The sequence below is a fragment of the Herbidospora galbida genome (assembly GCF_005233835.1).
Lineage (GTDB): Bacteria > Actinomycetota > Actinomycetes > Streptosporangiales > Streptosporangiaceae > Herbidospora > Herbidospora galbida.
Genome location: NZ_SZQA01000020.1, coordinates 90,971 through 114,575, shown reverse-complemented (window position 1 = coordinate 114,575; position 23,605 = coordinate 90,971). Strand labels below are relative to the sequence as shown.

Sequence of the window (23,605 nt, the reverse complement as noted above, 5' to 3'; positions counted from 1 at the left end):
GAGGAGCCGATGGACCGGATGCTTGGGCGCGTGCTCGTGATCGTTCCCACCTACAACGAGCGCGACAACCTGCCGCGCATCGTCGAGCGGCTGCGCGCGGCGCTGCCCGACGTCGACCTGCTCGTCGCCGACGACAACAGCCCCGACGGCACCGGCAAGATCGCCGACGAGCTCGCCGAGCGTGACGACCACGTCCACGTGCTCCACCGGCCCGGCAAGCAGGGCCTGGGCGCCGCCTACATCGCCGGGTTCCAGTGGGGGCTCGAACGGGGCTACGACGTGCTCGTCGAGATCGACGCCGACGGGTCCCACCAGCCCGAGGAGCTGCACAAGCTGCTCGCGGCGGTCGAGGGCGGCGCCGACCTGGCGATCGGGTCGCGGTGGGTGCCGGGCGGGAAGGTCATCAACTGGCCGGCCTCGCGGGAGTTCCTGTCGCGGGGCGCCAACACGTACACGCGGATCATGCTCGGCATGCCGGTGCGCGACGCGACCGCCGGATTCCGCGCCTACCGGGCCACCACCCTGCGCAAGATCGGCATCGAGGGCGTGCAGTCGCAGGGCTACTGCTTCCAGGTCGACCTGACCCTGCGCACGGTCCGCGAGGGGCTGCGCATCACCGAGGTGCCGATCACCTTCGTCGACCGGGCCGTCGGGCAGAGCAAGATGAGCCGCGACGTCATGACCGAGGCGCTGTGGCGCATCAGCGTGTGGGGCGTGACGGGCATCCCCGATCGGTTTCGCCGTCGGCGTTAACGGGAACCCGGCCCGCGCGCGCAGGCGTTCCAACCCTCGTAGGCTCGCGTGTGGAGGTGTGACGAATGCTGCGAATCGGGCTGTTCCTGGCGTTTCTCGTGGTGCCGGTGCTGGAGATCTGGCTGCTGATCCAGATCGGTGAGGTCATCGGCGGCTGGACCACGGTGGCGCTGCTGATCGCCGACAGCCTGCTCGGCGGCTGGCTGGTGCGGCGCGAGGGCCGCCGGGCCTGGGCCGCGCTGCAGAAGGCGATCGAGTCGGGCCGCATGCCCGACCGGGAACTCGCCGACGGCGCCCTGATCGTGGCGGGCGGCGCGCTGCTGCTGACCCCCGGCTTCATCACCGACCTCTTCGGCTTCTTCATGATCCTGCCCTTCACCCGGCCGTACGCCCGCCGGCTGGCGACCTGGTTCCTGGGCCGGCGGGTCAAGTCGATGGCCGCCCGCTCGCCCTACGCCCCCTTCATCTCCGCCATGCCCCGCCATGATTCCCACGACCAGCAGCGGCAGCGCGACAACGTGGTGCGCGGCGAGGTCGTCGACGACTGAATGAACCCTCCGGGCGGTTCGCGGTGAAAGCAGGGCGTCAGACCCAACCGCCCGAGAGGATCCCATGAGGGATGCGACCGCGACGGCCCGGGACAACGACCTGGTTCGCTTATCCCTGACCGACCCCGAGTGCTTCGCCGCCCTGTTCGACCGGCACGCACCCCACCTGCACGCCTACGTGGCCCGCCGATTGGGCCCCGACGTGGCCGACGACGTCGTCTCGGACACCTTCCTGGACGCCTTCCGCCGCCGCCACGTCTACGACCCGGCCCACACCGACGCCCGCCCCTGGCTCTACGGCATCGCCTCCAACCTCGTCGGCAAGCACCGCCGCCGCGAGTCGGCGCGTTACCGCGCCTACGCCCGCACCGGCCCCGATGAGACGCTCGCCGCCCTCGTCGAGGAGGGCGTGACCACCCTGGCCGTCAACCGGCCGCTGCTGCGCGCGCTGGCCGCACTGAAACCCGGCGACCGCGACGTGCTGCTGCTGGTCGCCTGGGCCCAGTTCACCTACGAGGAGGTGGCGGTGGCCCTGTCGATCCCGGTGGGCACGGTCCGCTCCCGGTTGAACCGCGCCCGCACGAAGGTCAAGACCGCGCTGGAGGCCGCAGATGCCTGACGTCGATCTGGCCACCCTCTTCGAACGGCCTCCGGCCACCGAGGCCGACCTGGCCGGCGCCCGGGCCCGCTTCCTGCACCGGGCGGCGCGCAGCCGCCCCCGGCGCGACCGCAATCTCCTGAAGGCGCTGCTGGCGGCCCTGGCGACCACGCTGGTGGCCGTGACCGCCGCCGTCGCCCTGCGGCCGCTTCCGGCCACCCAGCCGCCGCCCAAGCCACCTGAGCCGTCCGAGGCCCGGCAGGCTCTGCTGACGGCAGCCGATGCCGCCGCGGCGCAGACGTCCGCGTTCGAGCCGGGGAAGCCGGGGGAGTACCTCTGGGTGGTCTGGTTCCACCAGGGTTGGGACCCCCGCAAGGGCGAGGTCACGACGTTTTTGGTCGAGAACTGGAGCCCCAGCGACGGCAAGGGCCCGTGGCTGCGCAGCACGGGGAGGCACGAGACGCTGTTCGCGCGGCTCTGCCCCTCCCAGGACCCGTCCGCCTGGTCGCCGGACCTCCGCGCCGAGATCACCGCCGGGGACGTCCCCGGCCGGTTCGGTCAGATCGCCGCCATGCTGGAGTGGACCCGCTTCCACCCGGAACGCGCGGCCGCCCTGCTGCGGCTGGCCGCCGAGCTGCCCGGCCTCACCGTGACCAGGGGGCAGACCGACGCCAAGGGCAGACCGGCGTTCACCGTCGGCCTCGCCCTCGACGGGCTCCGCGACGAGCTGGTCTTCGACGAGCCCGGAAACACCCCGCTGGGGCGGCGAACGGTGGTGACCAGGGACACCCCCCAGGGGGAGGGCAGGATCCCGGCCGGCACCGTCATCGGGCACACCGTCGACCTGTACGGCGTCGAGCCGAAGCTGCCGCGCAAGCCCGCCAAGTCGGCCAGCCTCGACGGCGAGCCGCCGCTGAGGGCCGATCAGGTGAAGCGGGTCGAGCGTGAGGCGCGCTGCGACTGACCCCGTGAACGCGACAGGGCGCCCTCCGGATGATCCGGAGGGCGCCCTCGCGTCGGTGGTGGGATGGGGCCTATGCGCTCTTGCGCCGCTGTGCCCGCAGAATCGCCAGGCGCTCGTTCAGGACCTCTTCGAGGTCTTCGATCGAACGCCGCTCCAGCAGCATGTCCCAATGGGTGCGCGGGGGCTTGGCCTTCTTCTGCTGGGGCTGCTCGGCGTCGACCCGGAGGGCGGGGGAGCCGCAGTGACGGCACTCCCAGCTCGCGGGGATCTCGGCCTCAGCGGCCAGTGGAACGGTGGTGTGGTGACCCCTGGGGCAGGTGTAGGACACCTCCTGGCGGGGTGCCAGATCGGTGTTGCGGTCGTTCTCGTAGCTGGTCGCGCCGAGCCGGGTACCGCGAAGTGCACGCTCGCCCATGTTCTAAGCCTCCTGAGGTCCCCCTATACGACACAGCTATAGAGGGGTTGGTCTCCACCGGGTACAACGCCTGATACCGTGTGTGGATTCCCACCCAAGACGTGATCCAATCGCGCTTTTTCCGGCGCTCGTGAACCGATTCGCCGTCAAATCCGTTCTGGCACGTCGTTGCCCGCGGCCCTGATCGCCTTCGGCAGGTTGACCGACGCGAGCAGCACCCCGCCGATGATGAAGAAGATCACCAGCGAGACGATGCCGTACCGGTAACTGTCGGTGAGCTGGAGGGCCAGGCCCAGGGTGAAGGATCCGATGAGTGTCGCACCCTTGTCACTGATCTCGTAGAGGCTGTAATACTCCGCTTCGCGCCCCTTCGGGATCACGTGGGAGAACAACGACCGCGACAGGGCTTGTGTTCCCCCCATCACGATCGCGATGGCGAACCCGAGGGCGAAGAACAGCAGCGGCCGCTCCGGCGGCACGAAGTAGGCGGCCGCCACGACCCCGCACCAGCCGACCAGCGACCAGAGCACGGTCTTGCGGGTGCCGATCCTGACGGCGACCCGGCCCAGCAGGATCGCGCCGAAGAACGCCACGAACTGCACCATGAGGATCGCGCCGATGCGCTCGGTCTCGCCCAGGCGCAGTTCCTGGTCGGCGTAGGTCGCAGAGAAGCTGATGACCGTCTGCACGCCGTCGTTGTAGGCGATGTACGCGAGCAGGAAGACCAGCGTCAGCGGATAGCGGGTGACCAGGTCGCGGATGGTGAGCCCGAGCTGCCGCACGCTCAGCACGACGGCCCTGGCGGCCCCTTCGTCCGCGGCGGCCTGGCCGCGGCGGTTGCGCAGCCGCAGCAGCGGGATGATCGTGAACCCGCCCCACCACAGACCGGCCGAGGCCAGCGCGAGCCGGACCGCCGTGCCGGTGTCCATGCCGAGCGCCTCGGCGTTCAGGAACAGCCCCAGGTTGACCACCAGCAGCAGGCCGCCGCCCAGGTAGCCGAACCCCCAGCCGCGCGCCGACACCCGGTCACGCTCCTCGGGCGTGGAGATCTGCGGCAGGAAGGAGTTGTAGACCACGAAGGCCGCCGCGAAGCTGGTCTGGCCGACGATGAACAGCACCCCGCCCAGGATGTACGCCCCGTCGGCGACGAACCACATGAGAAGGGTGGCCGCCGACCCCAGGTAGGCGAAGAACCCCATGATCTCTTTCTTGCGCCCGGTGTGGTCGGCCAGCGCGCCGGCGATCAGCATCACGACGATCTGGCAGACCGCCGCGACGCCGACCACGAACGAGTAGTAGGCGCTCGGCCGGACGTCGAACCCGATCACGTCGACGAACGGCGCCCCGTTGGCGGCCTGCTCGGCGATCTCGGTCAGATAGGGCCCGAGGAACACGGTCATGACCGTGGTCGGGAAGGCCGAGTTGGCCCAGTCGTACCAGTACCAGCCTTTTTGCTCGCGGGTTCTGGCCTGCGGGCTCTCGTCGATGACCTGGGGGGAAGCCATTCCTACTCGCTCTCGGGTGGGCTAAGCGAGACGCGGTCGGCCGAAGGCCGATCGTGGCTCGCGCTTGGGAATCTGCCTCGGTGGTGGGGAGACGCGGGCGGCCGATGGGCGTCCGTGGCTCGCGCTTGGGAATCTGCCTCGGTGGTGGGGAGACGCGGGCGGCCGATGGGCGTCCGTGGCTCGCGATGGGAATCTGCCTCAAGTAGTGGGCCACTGGCCGCGTTCGGTGAGCACCTCGCGCAGGCCGGTGATGTTGTCGGTCATGATCCCGTCGACCCCGAGGTCGAGCAGGCGTTCCATGGTCGGCCGGTCGTCGATGGTCCACACGTGGACCTGGACGCCGATCGAGTGGGCGGTGCGGACGAACGCCGGGGTGACCACGCGCAGCCCCCGCCACCCCAGGGGCACCTGCGCGCACGGGACGCCCGACCCGGACAGCCCCGCCAGCAGCCGCCCGTAGCCGCCGCGCGCCGAGGCGGTGCGCAGCGCCGCGATCGCGCGGGGGCCCATCGCCGAGCACACCTCGGGCCCGCAGGCCCGCCGGGCCTGCGCGAGCCGCATGTCGGAGAAGGAGGTCAGGCACACCCGCCCGGAGGCGCCGGTGCGCCGCAGCGCCCGCGCCAGCGGCACGATCGCCGGCGACTCCTTCACGTCGATGTTGACCCGTACGTCGGGCCAGGCGCCGAGCAGGTCCTCCAGCAGCGGGATCTCGTCGACCCCGCCGATGCGGGCCTTGGCGACCTCGCGGTAGGGCAGCCGGGAGATGCGCCCGCGCCGGTCGGTGACCCGGTCGAGGGTGTGGTCGTGGAAGGCGACGAGCACGCCGTCGGCGGTGGCGTGCACGTCGGTCTCCAGGTAGGTGTAGCCCATGGCGACGGCCTTCTCGAAGGCGGCCATCGTGTTCTCGCGTCCCTCGGCGGCCCCGCCCCGGTGGGCGAAGGCCAGCGGCCCGGGATGGTCGAGGAAGGCGAACCGTCGCTGCACGAGCGTGAGTATGCCCGGTGTGCGAGCCCTGTTCCACTCGCCTCCCCGCACAGCGGGTTGTCCGGGTTAACGCCGCGCGAACGCGGGGTTTCCACGTGGCTTGGTCGGTCTTTGCGGGATCGGGGTTGGCGGTCTGGGGTGGGTCGTGGCGGGGTTTTCTTCGGGTGTGCGGGTAAGCGTGGCTTGGTTGGTCTTTGCGGGATCGGCGTTGGCGGTCTGCGGTCGGTCGTGGTGGGTTTCCTTCGGGTGAGCGTGGTTTTGTTGGCCTCTGAGGATCGGCGTTGGCGATCTGGGGTCGGCTGTGGCGGGGTTTCCTCGGCACGCGGCTTCGTTGGCTTCTGACGGAATGGTGGGCGTCTAAATCGGTGGGAACCTCGCGTGATGACCGTGCAGGGTGGACGGCATGTTCTCTGATCGTCTGGCGGAAGGGCTGGCCGTTCCCGTCGAAGGGTGGGACTTCTCCTGGTTCGACGGGCGGGCCACCGAGCAACGGCCCTCCTGGGGATACGCGCGGTTGCTCGCCGACCGGGCCGCCTCGGCGACGGCGCTGCTCGACGTCCAGACCGGCGGGGGTGAGGTGCTGGCGTCGGTGCCGGTCCTGCCGCCGGTGGTGGCGGCGACCGAATCGTGGGAGCCCAATCTCGCCATCGCCCGGAAGCGGCTCGGCGAGGTCGTCGCCCACGTGGCCGACGACGCCGACCTGCCCTTTCCCGACCGGCACTTCGACCTCGTCGTCTCCCGCCATCCCGTCGCCACCCGATGGGACGAGATCGCCCGCGTCCTCACGCCCGGCGGACGCTACCTGGCCCAGCACGTCGGGTCGGGGACGGTGCGGGAACTGACCGAGTTCATGATGGGGCCGGTCACCAGCGGTCGCCGCGACCGCGATCCGCTGACGACCCGTTCCGGCGTGGACGTCGTCGGCCTCGTGACCGCCGCCGAACGGGCCGGGCTCGACGTGGTCGACGTCCGGCACGAGGCCCTGCGGATGGAGTTCTTCGACGTCGCGGCCGTCGTGGTGTTCCTGCGCAAGGTCGTCTGGACGGTCCCCGGCTTCACCGTCGACGCCTACCGCGACCGCCTGGAGACGCTGCACGACTTCATCGAACGGCACGGGCCGTTCGTCGCCCACTCGCAGCGGATCCTCATCGAGGCGGTTCGCTGATCAGGCCCGCGTCGTGGACGAGCAGCGCGATCTGCACCCGGTTGTTGAAGCCGAGCTTGGCCAGGATGCTCGACACGTGCGCCTTGACCGTCGGGACGCTCAAATAGAGTTCGGCCCCGATCTGGGCGTTCGACCTGCCGTGGCCGACCGCGACGGCGACCTCCCGCTCCCGGGCGTTGAGCGATTCCAGCTTCGTCACGGCGGCCGCCCTGCGGCGGTCGGGCCCGCTCTCGGCCACCCGGTCCATCAGACGGCGCGTCACCCCCGGCGACAGCACGGGATTGCCGCGCGCCACCTCTCTGACCGCCTCGACGATCTCGGCCGGCGGCGTGTCCTTCAGCAGGAAACCGGCCGCGCCCGCCCGCAACGCCCGCAGGACGTGCTCGTCAGCGTCGAACGTGGTCAGCACGATGACCTCGGGGGCGTCCTTCCGGGCACGGACGCGTTCGGTCGCGGCCAGCCCGTCGACGTTCGGCATGCGGATGTCCATGAGGATCACGTCGGGCGCCAGCGTCTCGACGAGCCCGGCGACCTGGGAGCCGTCGCCCGCCTCACCGGCGACGCGGATGTCGGGCGACCCGCCGAGCATCATCGTCAGGCCCGCGCGGACCAGCGGGTCGTCGTCGACGATCAGCACGGCGATGGTCATGCCGGCCAGGGTAGCCAAGCCGTCAGCGCCCAGCCGCCGTCAGGCCGTCCGCCGTGGGTGAGCGTCCCGCCCGCCAGCGCCACCCGCTCGGCCAGCCCGGCGAGCCCCTGCCCGCCGGGACGATCGGCGGCCGGTTCCCCGGACGGCCGCGTGTTACGGACCTCGATCGTCAGCCCCGCCTCCGGCGCGCCGGTGACCGACACCTCGACGTCGGCGCCGGGAGCGTGCTTGCGGGCGTTGGTCAGCCCTTCCTGGACGATCCGGTAGCCGGTCCGCCCGGTCAGGCCGGGCACCTCGCCGTCGACCTTCTCCGTCAGCGTCACCCGCATGCCCGCCCGCGCCGACTCCTCGGTGAGCCGGCCGACCTCGGCTAGCGTCGGTTGCGGCAGCTCCCGTACGGGGGCACGAAGCACCCCGATCACGTCGCGCAGATCCTGGAGCGCCAGGTGGGCACTCTCGCGAATGATCTTGGCGGCACGGGCGACGTCTTCGGGCGGCGCGTCCGGCCGGAACTCCAACGCCCCGGCGTGCACACTGAGCAGCGACAACCGATGACCGAGGACGTCGTGCATCTCGCGGGCGATGGTCTCGCGGGCCTGCAACTGGGCCTGCTCGGCCCGGAGCCGGACCTCGGTCGCCATCTGCGCCTCCCGGTCGCGGCGGGACGCGGCCAGCTGCCGCCGATGGTGGATCACCATCCCCCAGCCGGTGGCCATGCCGTAGATGGACGAACCCAGCAGGAACACCGCCGCGCCGGGGTCGGCCGGGTCGGGCCGCAGGACGACGAAGACCACACACGACAGCACGCTGAGCCCGAACACGCCCCCGGTGACGCGGGGCGGACGGTGCACGGCCACGTTGAACAGCGCCACGATCGTCGCCCCGGCGATCAGCTCCGACCAGGCCGAGACGACCACCATGATCACGGCCAGCCCGGTCGGGTGGCGCCGCCGCCACCAGACGGCCGCGCAGCCCGCCACCGCCAGCACCTGGTCGAGGTAGAACAGGGCGGGGTGCGGCAGCAGATGGAGCGTCGGAACCCGCATGGACGCGGTGAGCAGCCCGAAGCCGACCGCGAACCCGAACAGCAGCGAGTCGACGATCCAGTCGCGGGGGCGGCGGGGGGAGACGTCCATCGCGTCCGAGCGTAACCACGCCGGCTTTGCCCCGGCTACGCGACGATGGTCGGTCAACGCCCGACTTTCGTCGTGACCGCGAGCACCGACGAGCCGGCGGCCAGCACCAGACAGACGGCGATCAGCCCCCCGATGAGCGGCCAGGGGATCACCAGAGGGACGTCGGCGTTCATGGCCTCGGCGAACGCACCGCGGATGCCGAACAGCGCGGGCAACGCGACCACCACTCCCAACCCGGCGCCGAGCAGCACCGCGAGCGCCGACTCGGCCGCGACGGTCCCGCGCACCTGCCGGGGCGTCGCCCCCGACAGGCGCAGCACCTCCAGGTCGCGGACCCGGCCGGCGGCCGACACCACCATCGTGTTCACGATCGCCACACCCGCGTAGGCAGTGGACACCACGACCAGGAGCAGGGTCGCGATCCACACCAGCCGGTCCTCCTCGGCGTCGGCCTCGGCCGCATAGGTCTCGACGTCGACGACCCGCGCCCCCGGACCGGCGGCCGGAGCGGCGCCGACGACGTAGGCCTCGTCGGCGAGGACCGCCGGGTCGTGCCTCCTCAGCAGCTCCCGGGACACGAGCGTGTCGGCGTCCGCGTTCTGGACGGTGCCGGCGACGGTCAGCCTCGCCGAGGTGCCGTCTTCGAAGGACACCGTCAGCACCGCGCCCGTCCGCAGCCCCCGCTCTTCGGCCAGCCAGTCGGCGAGCAGGATCCGGTCGTCGTGGCGGAGCTCGTCGAGCGGGCCGACGGTCTCCCCGGCCGTCTTCAGGAGTTCGGGTGTGGCCCCGATGGTGCTCAGCGGGTCGCCGTTCGCCTCGAACAGCGCGCTGAACAGGGACGACTCTCCGCCGGACGCGTCGGTCAGGCCGGGCGTGCCGTCGGGCACGACGACCGCGTCGGCGCGGATCGTGGTGGCGCGCACGGCCGCGAACCCGGCGGCGGTCGTCTGGACCATCCCGGTGATCAGCACCGCACACCCGATGGTGACCAGCACCGGCGTGGCCGTGGCGGCGGTCCGGCGGACGGCGGTCCGGGCGTTCTCCCGGACGAGCATCCCGACCGCCCCGCGCCCTCGGGTGAACGGCCACGACGCGTACCGCGCCACCGGCGGGACCACGACGGGGGACAGCAGCGCCAGGCCGGCGATTACCCCCACCGCGGCGACCAGTCCCGACATCACGAACGAGCCCTCGGGGTCGGAACTCGCCGCCGAGGCCAGGCCGAGCGCGCAGAAGGCCAGCCCGGTGATCCACCGCAGCCGCGGCATCGGCCGGTCGTCCACCTCGGCCTCGCGCAGCGCCTCCAGCGGACCCACCCGTGCCGCCCGCCCCGACGCCGACCAGACGGCCACCAGGGTCAGCACCACCCCGCCCGCGAACGACCCCGCCAGCGGGAGCGGCGACAGCCCGACCGTGAAGCCCGCCGGCTCGAACCCGACGCCGACCAGCACGGCGCCCAGCACGGGGGCGAGCAGCGCACCGGCCGCCACACCCGCCGCCGTCGCGGTGACGCCGACCACGAGCGCCTCGCCGTACACCATGGCCCGAACCTGACGCGGCGTCGCACCGACGGCCCGCAGCAGCCCGAACTCCCGCCGCCGCTGCGCCACCCCGACGGCGAACGTCGACCCGACCACCAGTACGGACACGAGCGCCGACAGAACGGCCATGCCGGTGAGGATCTGCATGCCGATCCAGCGGGTCCGCTCGTCGTCACGAGACTCCAGCACGCTCCGCGCGTCACCGACGAGTACGTCAGCGACTTTCTGCGCCGGGTTGCCCGAGGCGGGTGGCGCTGCGGTGTGGCTTGTCGTGGAGCCGGCGGCGCTGCCTGCTGGGTTCGCGCTCGAAACGTCCGCAATCTTTTGCGACGCGTCACCCGGCGCGCGGAGCACCGCGGTCTTGCCTGTCGTGGAGCCGGCGGCACTACCCGCTGGGTTCATGTTTGCCGCGTCGGGTTCCTGCCGCGAGACCATGGCGGAAGCGGTACCTGCCGCATTGCCGGTTGAAGGGATGGCTGCTTTCGTCTCGACGGGGGCGCTGCCCTCCATGTGGTTCCCTTGCGTGGCCTGGGCCGAGACGGCATCTGCGGCCTTCGCGATCGCCGCCACGTCTGCTCCCGGCTTGACGACCAGGCCGATCGCGCGCACCCCTGCCGACAGAGGGGCCGCTTCGGCGTCGTTGAGGAAGACGCCCGGTCCGTCGACCGTGCCGGACACGGTGTAGGTCACCGGACCGTGCACCGTCAGCACGGACACCCGCGTCCCCGGCGTCAGCCCCAGTGACCGGTCGACGACCGCTTCGCCCTCTCGGGGTTCGGTGCCCGCGGTCAGCCGGTAGGGCGCCAGCTTCGCCGTCGACCACGCGTAGCCTCGTTCGGAAGGCGCCGGCCGGCCATCGATCATGGGCTGGGCGTAGAAGGTCCGGTCGGGGACGGCCTGGGCGACTCCCGGGATCGCGGACAGCTTGTCGAGCAGTGACGTCACCGTCTCGGGTGACCACGGGCGGTCGGGGGCGAAGCTGCCCTCTCCCCGCTCGGCCCTCGGAGCCGACACGAACACCGGCGTGCCCGCCAGCCGGTCGGGGACTCTTTGCCCTGCCGAGGCCAGCGCCAGGACGCTCATCGACACCAGTGCCATGCCGAGGAACAGCACGACGAAGCCGCCGGCGAACGCGTGCCACCGGTCTCTCACGGTCGCGAAGCTCAACATGTTCCCGCCATCCGGGCGGCGACGGTCTCGGCCGTCAGGGCGCCGGTCAGCTCGTCGACGATGCGTCCGTCCTCTAGGAAGATCACCCGGTCGGCGTAGGACGCCGTCACCGGGTCGTGGGTCACCATGATCATCGTTTGGCCGTGGTCGTCGACCAGGCGGCGCAGCATGCCGAGGACCTGGCGTGAGGTCTGGGTGTCGAGCTGACCGGTCGGCTCGTCGGCGAACACCACGGCGGGCTTGGTGATCAGAGCCCGGGCGATCGCCACCCGCTGCTGCTCGCCGCCCGACAGGCCGTTCGGCCGATGGCGAGCCCGGTCGTCGAGGCCGACCTCCGCCAGGGCCTGGAGAACCAGGCCGGGGGCGGCGGACCGCCCGGCGAGGCGCAGCGGCAGTGCGACGTTCTGCTCGGCGGTCAGCGCGGAGACCAGGTTGAACGCCTGGAAGACGAACCCGATCCGCTCGCGGCGCAGCACGGTCAGTCCGTGTTCGTTGAGCGACCCCAGGTCGGTGCCGTCGATGACGACCGTTCCCTCGGTCGGGCGGTCGAGACCGGCCGCGCAGTGCAGCAGCGTCGACTTCCCCGACCCCGACGGGCCCATGATCGCCGTCAGGGTGCCCGCCTCGAAGCCGGCCGTCACGCCGTCGAGCGCCGCCACCGTTCCGTAGGTGCGGCGTACCGCTCTTAATTCGACCTTCATGGCGTCAAGCGAAGCCGACCCGCCCCTACCGGCGCATTGGTGCTGCGGCGAGGAGCGAGAGTAGTCCTGGCACTACCGTGCCGGCCCGGCTAGATCGGTTACGGTCGGGGCGTGCTGACCAGAACCGCGATGGCGGCGATGACGCGTCGGCCACTGGCCTTCCTGGGCTCGTCGTGGCCGTGGCGCGCGCTCGCGTATCTGTTGTGCAGCGCGGTCTACGCGGTGTCCGTGTGCCTGCTCATCTATACGGCCTACGTCTTCGGCACCGGCGCCGCGTTCTGCGCCGCCCTGTTCGCCCTCATCGTGCTGGCGCTGCCGCTGGCGGCGTTCGAGCGGACTCGGCTGCGACTGGTCGACCGCATGCCCGCCGACGATCCGCATGTGCGGCCGCCGAGACCGGGTGTGCGGGCCTGGCTCGCCACCCGGGTGCGGGAGCAGGCGACCTGGCGCGATCTGGGGTTCACGGTCGTCGCGCTGTCGGTGCTGTGCTGGATGGACCTCGGGCTGGTCTCGTCCGCGTTCTGGCTGCCGCTGCTGCTGATGTCGGCGCCGTTCCAGCCGAGCATGCACTGGGTCGACGGCCTGCCCCTGGCCGTGGGCGGAGTGCTGCTGGTGCCCCTGTCGGCCTACATGCTGGCGGCGTGGGCGGGCACGCGGGCCATGATCGTGCGGGCGGTCCTCGCTCCGGGCGAGGCCGAGATCATCCGATCGCGGGCCCGGCTGGTCGACGCGTTCGAGGCCGAACGCCGCCGCATCGAGCGCGACCTCCACGACGGCGCCCAGCAGCGGCTGGTGTCCCTCAGCATGAAACTCGGCCTCGCCCGCCTCGACCTGCCGCCCGGCTCGCCCGCCGAGGCCCAGGTCGCCGAGGCCCACGAGGAGGCCAAACGCGTTCTGGCCGAACTGCGCGAACTGATCCGGGGCATCCATCCGCAGGTCCTCACCGACCGGGGGCTCGGCGCGGCGGTCGAAGACGTGGCGGGACGCTCGCCCGTCCCGGTCGACGTCGACGTCGCACTCCCCGGGCGGCTGCCTCCGCCGATCGAGGCCGCCGCCTACTACGTCGTCTCCGAGGCGATGACGAACATCGCCAAGCACAGCGGTGCCCGGCACGGCTTCGTCTACGGCCGCCTTCACGAGGGCGCCCTGATCCTGGAGGTCCGCGACGACGGAGTGGGCGGCGCCGACCCGGCGGCGGGCTCGGGCCTGGCGGGCCTGGCCGACCGCGTCGCCGTCACCGACGGCGTGATGACCGTGTCCAGTCCGCGCGGTGGCCCGACCCTGTTACGTGTGGAGATTCCATGTCCCGGATAGTCCGGATGGCCGTGGCAGGTCTTTCCCTGAGACTCGCTCCTGAGTCTTTGGATAAGATCATTTGTCCTGTCTCCGGCCGCCCTGGGAGACGGGGTCTGGAGTCGCCTGTGGTTCTGCGCCGCACGTCCCTGAAAGTCGGCCGCTGCCTGTCTTCGCGACGCTCACGAGGAACCTGCCAACCCATCTTCGGACGGCTCCGACGGAGGTCTCGTAATGCCGTCTCTGGACGTCCAGGTGACCCCTTGAAGTGGAGGTCGCGTGCCCCCCGTTCCTGGTTTGCTCGCGTGATCCCTGAGGCGGAGGTCACGTGCCCTGTGTCCTGGTCGTTCGGTTGATGCTTGAAGTGGAGGTCGTGTGCCCCGTCTCCGGGTAGCGCTGGCCGAAGACGGTGTGCTGCTGCGTGAAGGGCTCGCCGGGCTTCTCGAGCGGTTCGGTCACGACGTCGTCGCCGCCGTCGGCGACGGTGACGCGCTCGTCGAGGCCGTCACGGTCCACGAACCAGACATCGTCGTCGCCGACGCGCGCATGCCGCCCGGCTTCTCCGATGAGGGCCTGCGGGCCGCGCTCGCCCTGCGCGCGACCCGTCCCCATCTGGCCGTTCTGGTACTCAGCCAGTACGTCGAGCAGACCTACGCCGCCGAACTCCTCGACTCCGGCGGCGGCGCCGGCATCGGGTATCTGCTGAAAGACCGCATCGGCGAGGTGCGCGAGTTCGTCGAGGCGGTCGAACGCGTCGCGGCGGGGCACACGGTCGTCGATCCGGAGGTGGTGCGGCAACTGCTCAGCCGTCGCCGTGAACCGCTGGCCCGGCTGACCCCGCGCGAACTCGAGGTCCTCGGCCTGGTCGCCGAAGGGCGCTCCAACGCCGCCATCGCGCGCGCGTTGGTGGTCACCGAGGCGGCGGTCGCCAAGCACATCGCCAGCATCCTCGCCAAGCTCGACCTGCCCCCGGCCGAAGACGACCACCGTCGGGTGCTGGCCGTGCTGGCCTACCTCCGGGGCCGCTGAATGGGGTATGACTCCACCCGAAAGTCGCGTCACCCGGAGACCTTCGGCCGAGCCGCCGCGACCGTCGCCGCCTCTAGCGTCGGCGGCATGCGAAAAGGTCCCCGCCTTATCGGCCTGCTCCTGTTCATGATGGGCGTCAGCGGCACCATCGACCACCTGGCGACGCAGCCGATCATGGGTCTGCTGTTCAACGCTCCCAACCGCTGGATCTTCCAGCGGATGGACCTCTTCGAGGGTCGCGAGGTCTTCGCCAACCTGTCGCTCGCCTTCGTCGGGGTGGTGCTCGTCGCGTTCTCGTTGCGGCGCTGACATTCCCTATCGTTCCCTATAATGGGGAACATGCAGCCATATTCGGTCGAACAGGTCGCGAATCTGCTGGGTCTTCACGTCAAGACCGTGCGCAACTACGTCCGGGACGGGAAGCTGAAAGCGGTCCGCATCGGCAAGCAATACCGGATCACCCGCGACGACCTGGAGGCCTTCACCGGGCAGCCGGTGGTCCCCGAGACGGTGCGGCGTCACCGTGCGGTCGAGGTGTCCAGTGTCGTCCAGGTCGACGCGATCAGCCGGGAGCAGACCGACCGGCTCTCCAACGCGCTGATCGCCGCCGCCAACAGCGGCAGCGCCGAAGCGAAGCTCCGGGTCGAGACCATCTACGACGAGGTCAGGGCCTCGCTCAAGATCATCGTGATCGGCGGGGTCGCCGACACCGCCGCGCTGCTCGCCATCGTCGACGCCCTCACCAAGGAGTGACCGTGCACTTCACGCTGCCCGCCGACGGGCCGCCGATCGCCGGCGAGGCCGACGCGCTCGACGTCATCGGCGCGACCTTCGGGCAGGGCGTGACCTGGGTGGTCATCCCGGCCGAGCGGCTGCCCGACGCCTTCTTCTCCCTGCGGACCGGGCTCGCGGGCGCGATCCTGCAGAAGTTCGTCCAGTACGGCCTCCGCTTGGCCGTCATCGGAGACGTCTCCCGTCACGTCGCGGCCAGCGACGCCTTCCGCGACCTGGTCCGCGAATGCAACCGCGGCGACCAGACGTGGTTCCTGCCGACGCGTGAGGAGTTCGACGCCCGCGTCACGGCACCCCGATGAGCCGCAGCACGGCCGTGGTCGCCGCCGCCGCGATGACGATCACCGGGAACGGCGCCTTCCGGATGGCCAGCACCCCCGCCACCAGCACCCCGGCCGGCCGCGCCCACCCGGCGAACGACGAGGTCACGACCAACGCGAACAGCAGCACGAGCGCGGCCACCGACAGCAGGTCCTCCAGGCGGGGCGGAATCCGTACCCGGTCCCGGAAAAGGGGGCCGGCCAGCCGGAACGCGAGCGTCCCGGCGGCGAGCACCACGATGGCGGCGATCGGCATGTCCATTTCAGGCCTCCTTCGGCCGGGTCAACGGCTCACGACACTGACGGCAGGGCCGGGCGACGGCCGGGTTGAGGCTCATGGCCGTGACGGCGGGGTGCCGGCGGCCAGGTCGGCGGCTTCGCGCATCTCACGCCTCCTTCGGTCGTGCCAGCAGGCCCAGCAGGGACAGCAGCACCGGGACCCCCGCAGGCAGCACCGTCGAAGCCGCCAACGCGATCGCCCCTCCCACCAGCACCGGCACCCGCACCCTCCGCTCGGCAAGCGCGGGCATGATCAAAGCCAGCAGCACGGCCGGAAACATCGCGTCGAGCCCCAGCGCGTCCGTGTCCCCGATGAAGGTCCCCGCCAGCGCCCCCACGACCACCGACACGTTCCACGCCGCGAAGAGGGCCAGTCCGCTGACCCAGAAGTAGTCGTGCCGTTCCCGCGCGTCCCGCCCCTTCAGGGCGAAGGCCACCGTCTCGTCGGTGATGAGCTGGGCCCCGTACACGCGGCCCTTCAGGACGTCCGCGACGGCGAAGCCGAAAGGGAGCAGTCGGGCGTTGAGGACCAGGCCGGTCGCGACCGCCGCGACCACGCCGCCGCCGCCCATCACGATGCCGATGGCGGCGAACTGGGCTCCGCCGGCGAAGACGATCAGGGACATCACCACCGGGACCCACGGGTCGAAGCCGCCGGATACGGCGATCGCGCCGAAGGACGCTCCGACGATGGCGTCGGCGACGCAGACCAGGGCTATGTCTCGCAAAGCCGTTCGCGATATCGAACGCATGGCCATTAGGATGAACACATATGGCAATGTTCGTCAAGGCGAACAATTGGACTCATGGAGCGAACGGCTTGGACACCTCCGCCGCGTTGATCACGCTCATCGCCGCGTCGATACGGCGCGAGCGCGACCGGGTCGGGCTGTCGCTGACCGAGCTCGCCAAGCGGGCCGGGATCGCCAAGTCGACCCTCTCGCAGCTCGAATCCGGCGCGGGCAATCCCAGTGTGGAGACCCTCTGGGCGCTTGCGGTCGCGCTGGGGGTGCCGATCAGCCGGCTCATCGATCCGCCCCGGCCGCATGTGCGGGTGATCCGCGCGGGGGAGGGGCCGGTCACGCACTCCGAGCGGGCCGACTACGCCGCGACGCTGCTGGCCTCGTGCCCGCCCGGGGCGCGGCGGGATCTGTTCCGGATCGACGCCGAGCCGGGGGAGCCCAGGGCGTCCGATCCGCACAACCCGGGGACCATGGAGCACGCGATCATCGGGCGCGGGCGGGCGCTCGTCGGGCCGACCGAGGGGCCGGTCGAGCTCGGGCCGGGCGATTACATCACCTACCCTGGCGACGTGCCGCATGTCTTCCGGGCACTCGAACCCCAGACCACCGCCGTGATCGTCATGGAGCACGTGTGATCGACCTGCGCTCCGACTGCGCCTCCTGTGCCGGACTGTGCTGCGTGGAGTTGCCGTTCACCCGATCGGCCGACTTCCCCCTCGACAAGCCCGCCGGGAAGCCGTGCGCCAATCTGGCCGGCGACTTCCGCTGCCGCATCCACGACCGGCTGATCGACAGCGGTTACCGGGGCTGCGTCACCTTCGACTGCTTCGGCGCCGGTCAGCGGGTCACGCGGGAGAAGCTCGACGTCGCGCTCTTTCCGCTGATGCGGCAGCTGCACGAGCTGCTCTGGTACCTCGACGAAGCCGGCCGGTACGGCCACGCCGCCGACCTGCGTGAGGAGACCGAGGCGCTGGCCGCCTCCCCGGTCATCGACGCCTTCGCGGTCGACGCGCTGCGAGGGCGGATCGGGGCGCGTCTCGGGGAGATCAGCGAGCGGGTGCGCGGGCCGGCCAGGGAGATGCGCCGCGATCTGGCGGGGGCCCGGCTGCGCGGGCAGGACCTGCGCAAGGTCAGCCTCCGGGGGCGGCTCCTCATCGGGGCCGACCTGCGCGGCGCCGACCTCCGCGGGGCCGACCTCCTGGGGGCCGACCTGCGGGGGACCGACGTGCGGGGCGCCGATCTACGGGGCGCCCTGTTCCTCACCCCGCCGCAGGTCGCCGCCGCGCGGGGTGACGGGGAGACCCGGCTCGACCTCGACCGGCCCGGTCACTGGCGCTGAGCGCATCTGCCGCCACTCCGGGCGCAGGCCGGTGAGGGTCGTGATCAGGAAGTAGGACACGCCGCAGACGATCAGCACCGGCACCAGGCCGGTCGCCGCCACCGCCGCGCCGGCCGCCAGGCCGCCGAGGGGCATGCCCGACCAGGCCACCGCGTCGCTGAGGGCGTTGACGCGGCCCAGGATCGCCCTCGGCACGCGCTCGAAGTAGATCGCGCCGATGATCGGGTTCAGGAAGCCGCTGCCGAAGCCGCCGACCGCGAAGACGGCGACGACGGCCCACAGCGGTACGTCGACCGCCAGGATCAGGAACCTCGGGGCGCCGATGACGAGGAAGCCGAGGAAGAAGACCAGCCGGCGGGGCAGCCGGTGCGCGACCATCGCGGCGATCAGGGAGCCGGCCACGGCCGAGATGCCCATGACGCTGGTGGCCAGGCCGATCGCGGCCGGGCCGCCGCCGCTCTCCTTGGCCCAGACCGGGAGGAGCAGGGAGGCGAAGGCGGCGTCCAGGAAGTTCGTGAGGCCGACCATGATCGTGATGGTCAGCATGAGGCGTTCGCTCTTGAGGAAGGCGAAGCCCTCGCCGAAGCGGCGCCAGTAGCCGACCCGGGGGCCCGTCTCGGCCGGGCGGTGGCCCATGTCTCCCGGCAGGACGGTGGCGACGATCACCGAGCCCAGGGCGAAGCAGACGGCGTTGGCGATCAGGGCGACCATCGGGCCGGTCAGGGCCACCAGCGCGCCCGCGACCGCCGGGCCGACCGTGGAGGCGAGGCGTTCGGCGACGCCCGCGAGGCCCGCCGCCCGCTCCAGGGGGATGCGGCCGAGTTCCGCCGCCTCCGGGACCATGATCTCCTTGGCCAGGTCGCCCGGACCGCGCACGGCCCCGATGACCGCGACCAGAACCAGCAGCACCGGGAAGGACAGCGCCCCCGAGAAGTGCAGGATCGGGATCAGCGTGGCCGCCACGGCGCTGATCGCGTCGGCCCGCCACGACATCCTCCTCGGCCCCACCCGGTCGACGACCGGGCCAGCCAGGGCTTTGACCAGCACGTACGGAGCCATCTCACAGAAGGCGACCAGGCCGGTCTGGGTGACGCTGCCGGTGGTGACCAGCACGAACCAGGGGATGGCGATCGCGGAGACGCGGGTGCCCGTGAGGGCGACGAGGGAGGCGGCGAACAGGCCCGCGACCGGGCGCCACGAGCGCGTCATGACGGCTCCGGCAGGGAGTGGATGACGATCACGACGCGCTCCGCGTCGTCGGGGCCCTCGGCGTCGGCGCGGTCGAGGCGGTAGCGGCCGACGACGGCGTGGAGCTCCTCGATCAGGCTGTGGGCCTCCTCGGGGGTGAGGCGCAGGGACCAGTCGCTGAGGTCGAAGACGTCGCGCCACGGGCCGGGCATCGTCTGGTGGGCGGCCAGGGTGCGCTGGGCGCGCCGGCCCTGGACGTCGATCACCGACTGGAGGTAGAGGAACGCGGCCTCCGGTTCCTGGTCGGCCAGTTCCCTGTTCTCGAAATGGGTGGCGCGATGGACCGCCCGCCACCAGCGCTCACGGCCGTTGCCCCGGTCGACGTCCTCCTCCACCAGCCCGCCGCCCGCGAGCTGGCGCAGGTGGTAGCTGGTCGCGCCGGACGTCAGGCCCAGCCGGTCGGCGAGGCCGGTCGCGGTCTGGGGGCCGTAGAGCCGGAGCAGGCCGAGCAGTTGCACGCGGACCGGATGCGCCAGCGCGCGCAGGCCCTTGGCGTCGAGGAAGACTGACTCGTTCATGTGCACCACCGTAAACCGCAAAGAACTCTTTGCAAAGAACTCTTTGCGATTTGGCATGGCCGAAAACGGTACGCCGACGTAAGATCCAGGAGAAAAGGGGATCATGCGCGCGTTCGTCATCACCGGGCCGTTCCAGGGCGAAGTCCTGGACGTCGAGCCGCCCGTGCCGGGGCCCGGCGAGGTGGTCGTCCGGGTCGAACGGGCCGGGGTGTGCGGGACGGACGCCGAGTTCTTCACCGGCGAGATGGCCTACCTGCACGACGGGCAGGCCCGCTACCCCCTCCGGATCGGGCACGAGTGGTGCGGCGTGGTGACCGCCCTCGGGGCCGGGGTCTCCCGCGAGTGGCTCGGCCGGCGGGTGACCGGGGACACCATGCTCGGGTGCCAGGCCTGCCGCCGCTGCCTCAGCGGGCGGCAGCACCTGTGCGCCGACCGCTTCGAGATCGGGATCCGGTACGGCCGCCCGGGGGCCCTGGCCGAATTCCTGCCGGTGCCCGTCTTCGCCCTGCACGTCCTGCCCGACCACGTCGGGCCCGCGCTGGGGGCGCTGGTCGAACCGGGCGGGAACGCGCTGCGCGCCGTGCGGGCGGCCCGGCTGCGGGCGGGCGACCGGCTGCTGATCCTCGGGCCGGGCACGATCGGCCTGCTGGCGGCCATGTTCGCGGCCGCCGAGGGCGCCGAGGTCCACCTGCTCGGGCTGTCGACGGCGTTCGCCCGCTCCCTCGGCTTCGCCTGCCACACCGAGGTGCCCGACCTGCCGTTCGACGCGGTGATCGACGCCTCCAACGCCGCCCGGCTGCCCGCGCTGGCCGCCGAGAAGGTCGAACCCGGCGGGCGGGTGGTCTACATCGGGCTGGCCGGGGAGCCGAGCCTGGTCGACACCCGCGTGATCGCGCTGAAGGATCTGCGGGTGACCGGCGTGCTCAGCGCGTCAGGGGGCCTGGCCGGCACCATCGAGCGCTACGCCTCCGGGGCCGTCGACCCGACGCCGCTGGTCGCCGCGACGATCGGGCTCGACGACGTGGCCGGGGCGCTGGCCGGGGGCCGGGATCCGGATCAGCCCCCCAAGATCCACATCGACCCGTCCGCCCAGACGGAGCGCTCGTCGACGTAGGGCGCCAGCAGGCCCGTCAGCAGCGGATCTCCCTGGCCGTGCAGGCCGTCGGCGGCGATCCCCCGGGCGATCCCGGCCAGCAGGTCGGCCACTTGGATGCGGGCGTCGAGGTGGGACTCCTCCAGCCGCAGCTCCTCCAGGGGGCAGGCCCGCCGCAGCAGGTCGATCCGTTCCTCGGTGAGGCTCGTCTGGCGGTCGTGGACGATCGTCACCGGGCGGCCGCGGCCCCAGTACTCCACCGCCCGCACGATCGCCGGCAGCAGCGGGTCGAGGGGCGCGGCCGTCGCCGGGTTGCGGGCCAGGCGCACGCGCAGGTCCTCGATCTGGGGGCGGGCCTTGGCCAGGCGGCGCAGCAGGTCGCCGGCCTCGCCGGGAGCCTGGGCCAGGTCGTCGACCAGGGCGAACACGTCGTCGATGGGCCGCTCGGAGTAGGGGCGCATCAGGTCGTTGAAGGCCTCCAGCAGGTCATGCCACCGCGCGCCGAAGGCGGCCGGACCCAGCCGGTGGAGGCGGTCGCCGTCGTCGCCGACCAGGTCGGAGAGGCGGCGGGTCATGAAGAGGGTCTTGTCGGTCAGGTGGACGTGGGCGCGACCCCGCAGCGGGCCCCTCGGGCCGAGCAGCCACTGGAGGGCCAGCCGGTGCTTGGCCCGCCGGATCACGAAGGCCTTGTACTCGGTGATGGGCGAGGGGGCGCGGTGCCGCACCTCGTCCATGCAGGCCTCGGCCTCGTCGAGGGTGAGCGCGACGCCGGCGTGGGCGAACACGTCGGTCACCCCGCCGATGAGCTTCTCGCCCTCCGCCCCCGACTCGTCACACCCGATCTCCATGCAGGCCATTAGACAATACGGGGCGAACGTCGCGCCGCCCGGTTTGTGTATGGTGCCGCCCATGGACCAGCCTGAATGGTGGCGGCTCGAACGCCGCGCGGCCCGCGCCTGGCCCGCCGTAGACGTGGAGGAGCGGGACGGCTGGCTGCTCCGGCACACTCCCTTGGTGCCGCGCCGGCGCACCAACTCGGCGCTGCCGCTGCCCGGAGCGACCCCGTCGATCGAGGCGGTCGAGCGCTACTACCGTGATCGCGGCCGGGCGGTCTGCGTCCAGGTCAGTCCGGCCGAGGCCCACACGGCCCTCGACGGCGCGCTGGCCGCCCGGGGCTACCGCCGCGACGTCCCGACGCTGATCCTCACCGCTCCCACCTCCGCCGTGGCGGGGGAGGCCGGGCCGGTGGAGCGGGTCCGGGATCGCGCGCGCTGGCCGGAGGTGTTCGGCGCGCTCGACGACCGGCTCACCACCGTCGAGGTGATCATGCGCATCCCCGAGCCGGTCGCCCTCTTCGCCGCGACCGCCGGCGGCGCCCTCGCCGGCATGGGGGTCGTCGCCGTGGACGACGGTTACGCCGGCGTCTTCTGCATGGTCACCCGGCCCGGCCACCGTCGCCGGGGGATCGCGTCGGACGTCCTGGCGGCCGGCGCCGCCTGGGCCGAGGGGGAGGGCGCCCGGTGTCTCTACCTCCAGGTCGAGGAGGACAACCCGGGCGCCAGGGCCCTCTACGCGCGGCGCGGCTTCACCCTGTCGCACGGCTACCACTACCGGATCAGCGACTGAACGCCTCGGTGAGGATCCGCTCCACGAACTTCTGGAAGTGCTCCGACTGGGACATCGCGGCGTCGTCCACGAAGGTCAGCGAGCCGGTCAGGGTGGTGCCGCCGTCAGGGGTGCTGTACATGATCGTCGCGTAGCCCGACAGGCCGCCGTTGTGGTTCAGCAGGGCGCCGTCCTGGAGCACGAACAGCCCCAGGCCGTAGCCCGCCTTCGGGTGGGGGGTGCGCATCTCGTCCAGGAGCGGAGCGGGCAGGAGGCGGCCGGCCATCAGCGCCGAGACGAACGTGGCGAGGTCTTCGGTGGTGGAGATCATGTCGCCGCCGGTGGAGATCCACGACGGGTTCTGGCGGGTGACGTCGACCGTCTTCTCGACGCCGTCCTCCTCGTAGCGGTAGTAGGCGTGGGCGTGCGGGCCGGGGATCTCCGTGTCGGTTTCCGGCAGGAAGGTGTTCGTCAGGCCGAGCGGGCCGAGGATCAGCCGGTGCGTCTCCTCGGCGAGCGAGCGGCCGGTGACCTTCTCGACCAGCAGCCGCGCCAGCACGTAGTTGGTGTTGGAGTAGTTCCAGTCGGCGCCCGGCTCGAACCGCGCGGGCTTGGCCAGCGCGAACCGCGCCAGCTCCTCCGGCGGGTAGGTCGTGAAGCGGGCGTCCACCCACTCCCTGCCCAGCACGGGGATGCCGGGGACGACCGTGCCGTCCTCGAAGTACTCGCCGGTGAAGGCGAACACCCCGCTGGTGTGCTGCAGCAGCATGCGCACCGTGATCCGGGGGTCGAGGTCGAAGCCGGGCAGGTGGCCGGCGACCGGGTCGTCGAGCCCGAACCTGCCCTCGGCGACCAGGCCCAGGACCGCGGTCGCGGCGAAGGTCTTGGTGGCGCTGCCGATCCGGAACCGGCCGTCGGCCGGCGGCCCCTCCGGCTCGCCCAGCCGGGCGACCCCGGCGGTGCCGACCCAGACCTCGCCCCGGTCGTGCAGGCGCAGCTGCGCGCTGAGGATGCCGGGGCCGACGAGCTCGTCGATGGCGGCCTGCAGGGCGGTGGTGGTGGTGGACATGCGGTGCTCCTCGCGTTCGTGGTGATCGATGGGTCAACCGTCGCCGACCGCGCTGACACGGGACCGCCGCGGCACTGACACGCGGCGGATACCGCAGCGGTCGTAGGCGATCGGCCATCCTCCGCATGACGCGCCGGACCGGGCCGGG

27 protein-coding genes are annotated in these 23,605 nt (G+C 71.9%); 14 read left to right on the top strand and 13 right to left on the bottom strand.

Annotation, left to right across the window (positions count from 1 at the left end):
* Positions 1 to 9: 9 nt before the first annotated feature.
* The 4 genes from FDA94_RS21090 (at position 10) to FDA94_RS21075 (ending at position 2,863) form a co-directional block, all read left to right on the top strand.
* Entirely contained in the window at positions 10 to 753 is a 744-nt protein-coding gene (locus FDA94_RS21090; RefSeq protein WP_137248794.1) for a polyprenol monophosphomannose synthase, read from the top strand.
* Positions 754 to 818: 65 nt separating this feature from the next.
* Positions 819 to 1,301: an FxsA family protein gene (locus FDA94_RS21085; RefSeq protein WP_137248793.1), complete on the top strand. Its 483-nt coding sequence runs from the start codon at positions 819 to 821 to the stop codon at positions 1,299 to 1,301.
* A 64-nt stretch (positions 1,302 to 1,365) separates the two neighbouring features.
* Positions 1,366 to 1,920: an RNA polymerase sigma factor gene (locus tag FDA94_RS21080; protein ID WP_137248792.1), complete on the top strand. Its 555-nt coding sequence runs from the start codon at positions 1,366 to 1,368 to the stop codon at positions 1,918 to 1,920.
* Entirely contained in the window at positions 1,913 to 2,863 is a 951-nt protein-coding gene (locus FDA94_RS21075; RefSeq protein WP_137248791.1) for a hypothetical protein, read from the top strand. Before FDA94_RS21080 ends, FDA94_RS21075 begins: the two co-directional genes overlap by 8 nt.
* A gap of 70 nt (positions 2,864 to 2,933) precedes the next feature.
* Here FDA94_RS21075 and FDA94_RS21070 read toward each other — a convergent pair whose 3' ends face one another.
* The 3 genes from FDA94_RS21070 to FDA94_RS21060 form a co-directional block, all read right to left on the bottom strand.
* Positions 2,934 to 3,278, bottom strand: a complete 345-nt coding sequence (locus FDA94_RS21070) for an RNA polymerase-binding protein RbpA (RefSeq protein WP_030453745.1) — start codon at positions 3,276 to 3,278, stop codon at positions 2,934 to 2,936.
* 146 nt (positions 3,279 to 3,424) lie between these two features.
* Positions 3,425 to 4,783 carry an MFS transporter gene (locus FDA94_RS21065; RefSeq protein ID WP_137248790.1) on the bottom strand — a complete coding sequence of 453 codons (1,359 nt, stop codon included), beginning with the start codon at positions 4,781 to 4,783 and terminating at the stop codon, positions 3,425 to 3,427.
* Between the two features lie 198 nt (positions 4,784 to 4,981).
* Complete coding sequence (locus tag FDA94_RS21060) at positions 4,982 to 5,767, bottom strand: glycerophosphodiester phosphodiesterase family protein (protein ID WP_137248789.1); 786 nt, start codon at positions 5,765 to 5,767, stop codon at positions 4,982 to 4,984.
* A 403-nt stretch (positions 5,768 to 6,170) separates the two neighbouring features.
* Here FDA94_RS21060 and FDA94_RS21055 point away from each other — a divergent pair, with 403 nt between their 5' ends.
* The gene (locus FDA94_RS21055; protein WP_137248788.1) at positions 6,171 to 6,932 is read left to right on the top strand and encodes a class I SAM-dependent methyltransferase; all 762 of its coding nucleotides are present in this window, start codon (positions 6,171 to 6,173) and stop codon (positions 6,930 to 6,932) included.
* Here FDA94_RS21055 and FDA94_RS21050 read toward each other — a convergent pair.
* Genes FDA94_RS21050 through FDA94_RS21035 form a run of 4 tightly spaced genes read right to left on the bottom strand, consistent with a single transcriptional unit; the run spans position 6,913 to position 12,129 of the window.
* Positions 6,913 to 7,581 (bottom strand): response regulator, encoded by a 669-nt coding sequence (locus FDA94_RS21050; RefSeq protein WP_137248787.1) that lies wholly within the window; start codon positions 7,579 to 7,581, stop codon positions 6,913 to 6,915. The genes FDA94_RS21055 and FDA94_RS21050 overlap by 20 nt on opposite strands.
* The gene (locus FDA94_RS21045; protein ID WP_137248786.1) at positions 7,578 to 8,717 is read right to left on the bottom strand and encodes a sensor histidine kinase; all 1,140 of its coding nucleotides are present in this window, start codon (positions 8,715 to 8,717) and stop codon (positions 7,578 to 7,580) included. Before FDA94_RS21045 ends, FDA94_RS21050 begins: the two co-directional genes overlap by 4 nt.
* A gap of 53 nt (positions 8,718 to 8,770) precedes the next feature.
* Positions 8,771 to 11,410 carry an FtsX-like permease family protein gene (locus FDA94_RS21040; protein ID WP_170991047.1) on the bottom strand — a complete coding sequence of 880 codons (2,640 nt, stop codon included), beginning with the start codon at positions 11,408 to 11,410 and terminating at the stop codon, positions 8,771 to 8,773.
* Between the two features lie 11 nt (positions 11,411 to 11,421).
* Positions 11,422 to 12,129 carry an ABC transporter ATP-binding protein gene (locus FDA94_RS21035; RefSeq protein WP_137248784.1) on the bottom strand — a complete coding sequence of 236 codons (708 nt, stop codon included), beginning with the start codon at positions 12,127 to 12,129 and terminating at the stop codon, positions 11,422 to 11,424.
* A gap of 111 nt (positions 12,130 to 12,240) precedes the next feature.
* Here FDA94_RS21035 and FDA94_RS21030 point away from each other — a divergent pair, with 111 nt between their 5' ends.
* The 5 genes from FDA94_RS21030 (at position 12,241) to FDA94_RS21010 (ending at position 15,545) form a co-directional block, all read left to right on the top strand.
* A complete protein-coding gene (locus FDA94_RS21030; RefSeq protein WP_137248783.1) occupies positions 12,241 to 13,443 on the top strand; it encodes a sensor histidine kinase in 1,203 nt (400 codons plus the stop codon).
* A 354-nt stretch (positions 13,444 to 13,797) separates the two neighbouring features.
* A complete protein-coding gene (locus FDA94_RS21025) occupies positions 13,798 to 14,451 on the top strand; it encodes a response regulator (RefSeq protein ID WP_137248782.1) in 654 nt (217 codons plus the stop codon).
* Positions 14,452 to 14,538: 87 nt separating this feature from the next.
* Positions 14,539 to 14,760 (top strand): hypothetical protein, encoded by a 222-nt coding sequence (locus tag FDA94_RS21020; protein ID WP_137248781.1) that lies wholly within the window; start codon positions 14,539 to 14,541, stop codon positions 14,758 to 14,760.
* Between the two features lie 30 nt (positions 14,761 to 14,790).
* Positions 14,791 to 15,204 carry a helix-turn-helix domain-containing protein gene (locus FDA94_RS21015; protein ID WP_212735425.1) on the top strand — a complete coding sequence of 138 codons (414 nt, stop codon included), beginning with the start codon at positions 14,791 to 14,793 and terminating at the stop codon, positions 15,202 to 15,204.
* A 2-nt stretch (positions 15,205 to 15,206) separates the two neighbouring features.
* Positions 15,207 to 15,545 carry a DUF4180 domain-containing protein gene (locus tag FDA94_RS21010; RefSeq protein WP_246060071.1) on the top strand — a complete coding sequence of 113 codons (339 nt, stop codon included), beginning with the start codon at positions 15,207 to 15,209 and terminating at the stop codon, positions 15,543 to 15,545.
* Here FDA94_RS21010 and FDA94_RS21005 read toward each other — a convergent pair.
* Positions 15,529 to 15,825, bottom strand: a complete 297-nt coding sequence (locus FDA94_RS21005; protein WP_246060070.1) for an AzlD domain-containing protein — start codon at positions 15,823 to 15,825, stop codon at positions 15,529 to 15,531. The two genes, FDA94_RS21010 and FDA94_RS21005, sit on opposite strands and share 17 nt — an antisense overlap.
* A gap of 124 nt (positions 15,826 to 15,949) precedes the next feature.
* Positions 15,950 to 16,570 (bottom strand): AzlC family ABC transporter permease, encoded by a 621-nt coding sequence (locus FDA94_RS21000; RefSeq protein WP_212735424.1) that lies wholly within the window; start codon positions 16,568 to 16,570, stop codon positions 15,950 to 15,952.
* A gap of 92 nt (positions 16,571 to 16,662) precedes the next feature.
* Between FDA94_RS21000 and FDA94_RS20995 the strand changes: the two genes are divergently transcribed.
* Entirely contained in the window at positions 16,663 to 17,220 is a 558-nt protein-coding gene (locus FDA94_RS20995; protein ID WP_246060069.1) for a helix-turn-helix domain-containing protein, read from the top strand.
* Entirely contained in the window at positions 17,217 to 17,924 is a 708-nt protein-coding gene (locus tag FDA94_RS20990) for a pentapeptide repeat-containing protein (RefSeq protein WP_137248777.1), read from the top strand. Before FDA94_RS20995 ends, FDA94_RS20990 begins: the two co-directional genes overlap by 4 nt.
* On the opposite strand, the gene FDA94_RS20985 is transcribed toward FDA94_RS20990, so the two are convergent.
* Together FDA94_RS20985 and FDA94_RS20980 are read right to left on the bottom strand one after the other, a co-directional pair.
* Positions 17,826 to 19,133, bottom strand: coding sequence for an MFS transporter (locus tag FDA94_RS20985; RefSeq protein ID WP_137248776.1), 1,308 nt, complete (start codon positions 19,131 to 19,133; stop codon positions 17,826 to 17,828). The genes FDA94_RS20990 and FDA94_RS20985 overlap by 99 nt on opposite strands.
* Positions 19,130 to 19,690 carry an ArsR/SmtB family transcription factor gene (locus FDA94_RS20980; protein WP_170991046.1) on the bottom strand — a complete coding sequence of 187 codons (561 nt, stop codon included), beginning with the start codon at positions 19,688 to 19,690 and terminating at the stop codon, positions 19,130 to 19,132. The genes FDA94_RS20985 and FDA94_RS20980 overlap by 4 nt, the downstream gene beginning before the upstream one ends.
* Before the next feature lie 103 nt (positions 19,691 to 19,793).
* Here FDA94_RS20980 and FDA94_RS20975 point away from each other — a divergent pair, with 103 nt between their 5' ends.
* Positions 19,794 to 20,804, top strand: a complete 1,011-nt coding sequence (locus FDA94_RS20975; RefSeq protein WP_137248774.1) for a zinc-dependent alcohol dehydrogenase — start codon at positions 19,794 to 19,796, stop codon at positions 20,802 to 20,804.
* On the opposite strand, the gene FDA94_RS20970 is transcribed toward FDA94_RS20975, so the two are convergent.
* Positions 20,747 to 21,631 carry a hypothetical protein gene (locus tag FDA94_RS20970; protein WP_246060068.1) on the bottom strand — a complete coding sequence of 295 codons (885 nt, stop codon included), beginning with the start codon at positions 21,629 to 21,631 and terminating at the stop codon, positions 20,747 to 20,749. The genes FDA94_RS20975 and FDA94_RS20970 overlap by 58 nt on opposite strands.
* A 61-nt stretch (positions 21,632 to 21,692) precedes the next feature.
* On the opposite strand from FDA94_RS20970, the gene FDA94_RS20965 reads away from it, so the two are divergent.
* On the top strand, positions 21,693 to 22,409 hold the full coding sequence (locus FDA94_RS20965; RefSeq protein ID WP_170991045.1) for a GNAT family N-acetyltransferase: 717 nt from the start codon (positions 21,693 to 21,695) through the stop codon (positions 22,407 to 22,409).
* Here FDA94_RS20965 and FDA94_RS20960 read toward each other — a convergent pair.
* On the bottom strand, positions 22,399 to 23,457 hold the full coding sequence (locus FDA94_RS20960; RefSeq protein ID WP_137248771.1) for a serine hydrolase domain-containing protein: 1,059 nt from the start codon (positions 23,455 to 23,457) through the stop codon (positions 22,399 to 22,401). The two genes, FDA94_RS20965 and FDA94_RS20960, sit on opposite strands and share 11 nt — an antisense overlap.
* Positions 23,458 to 23,605 lie beyond the last annotated feature (148 nt).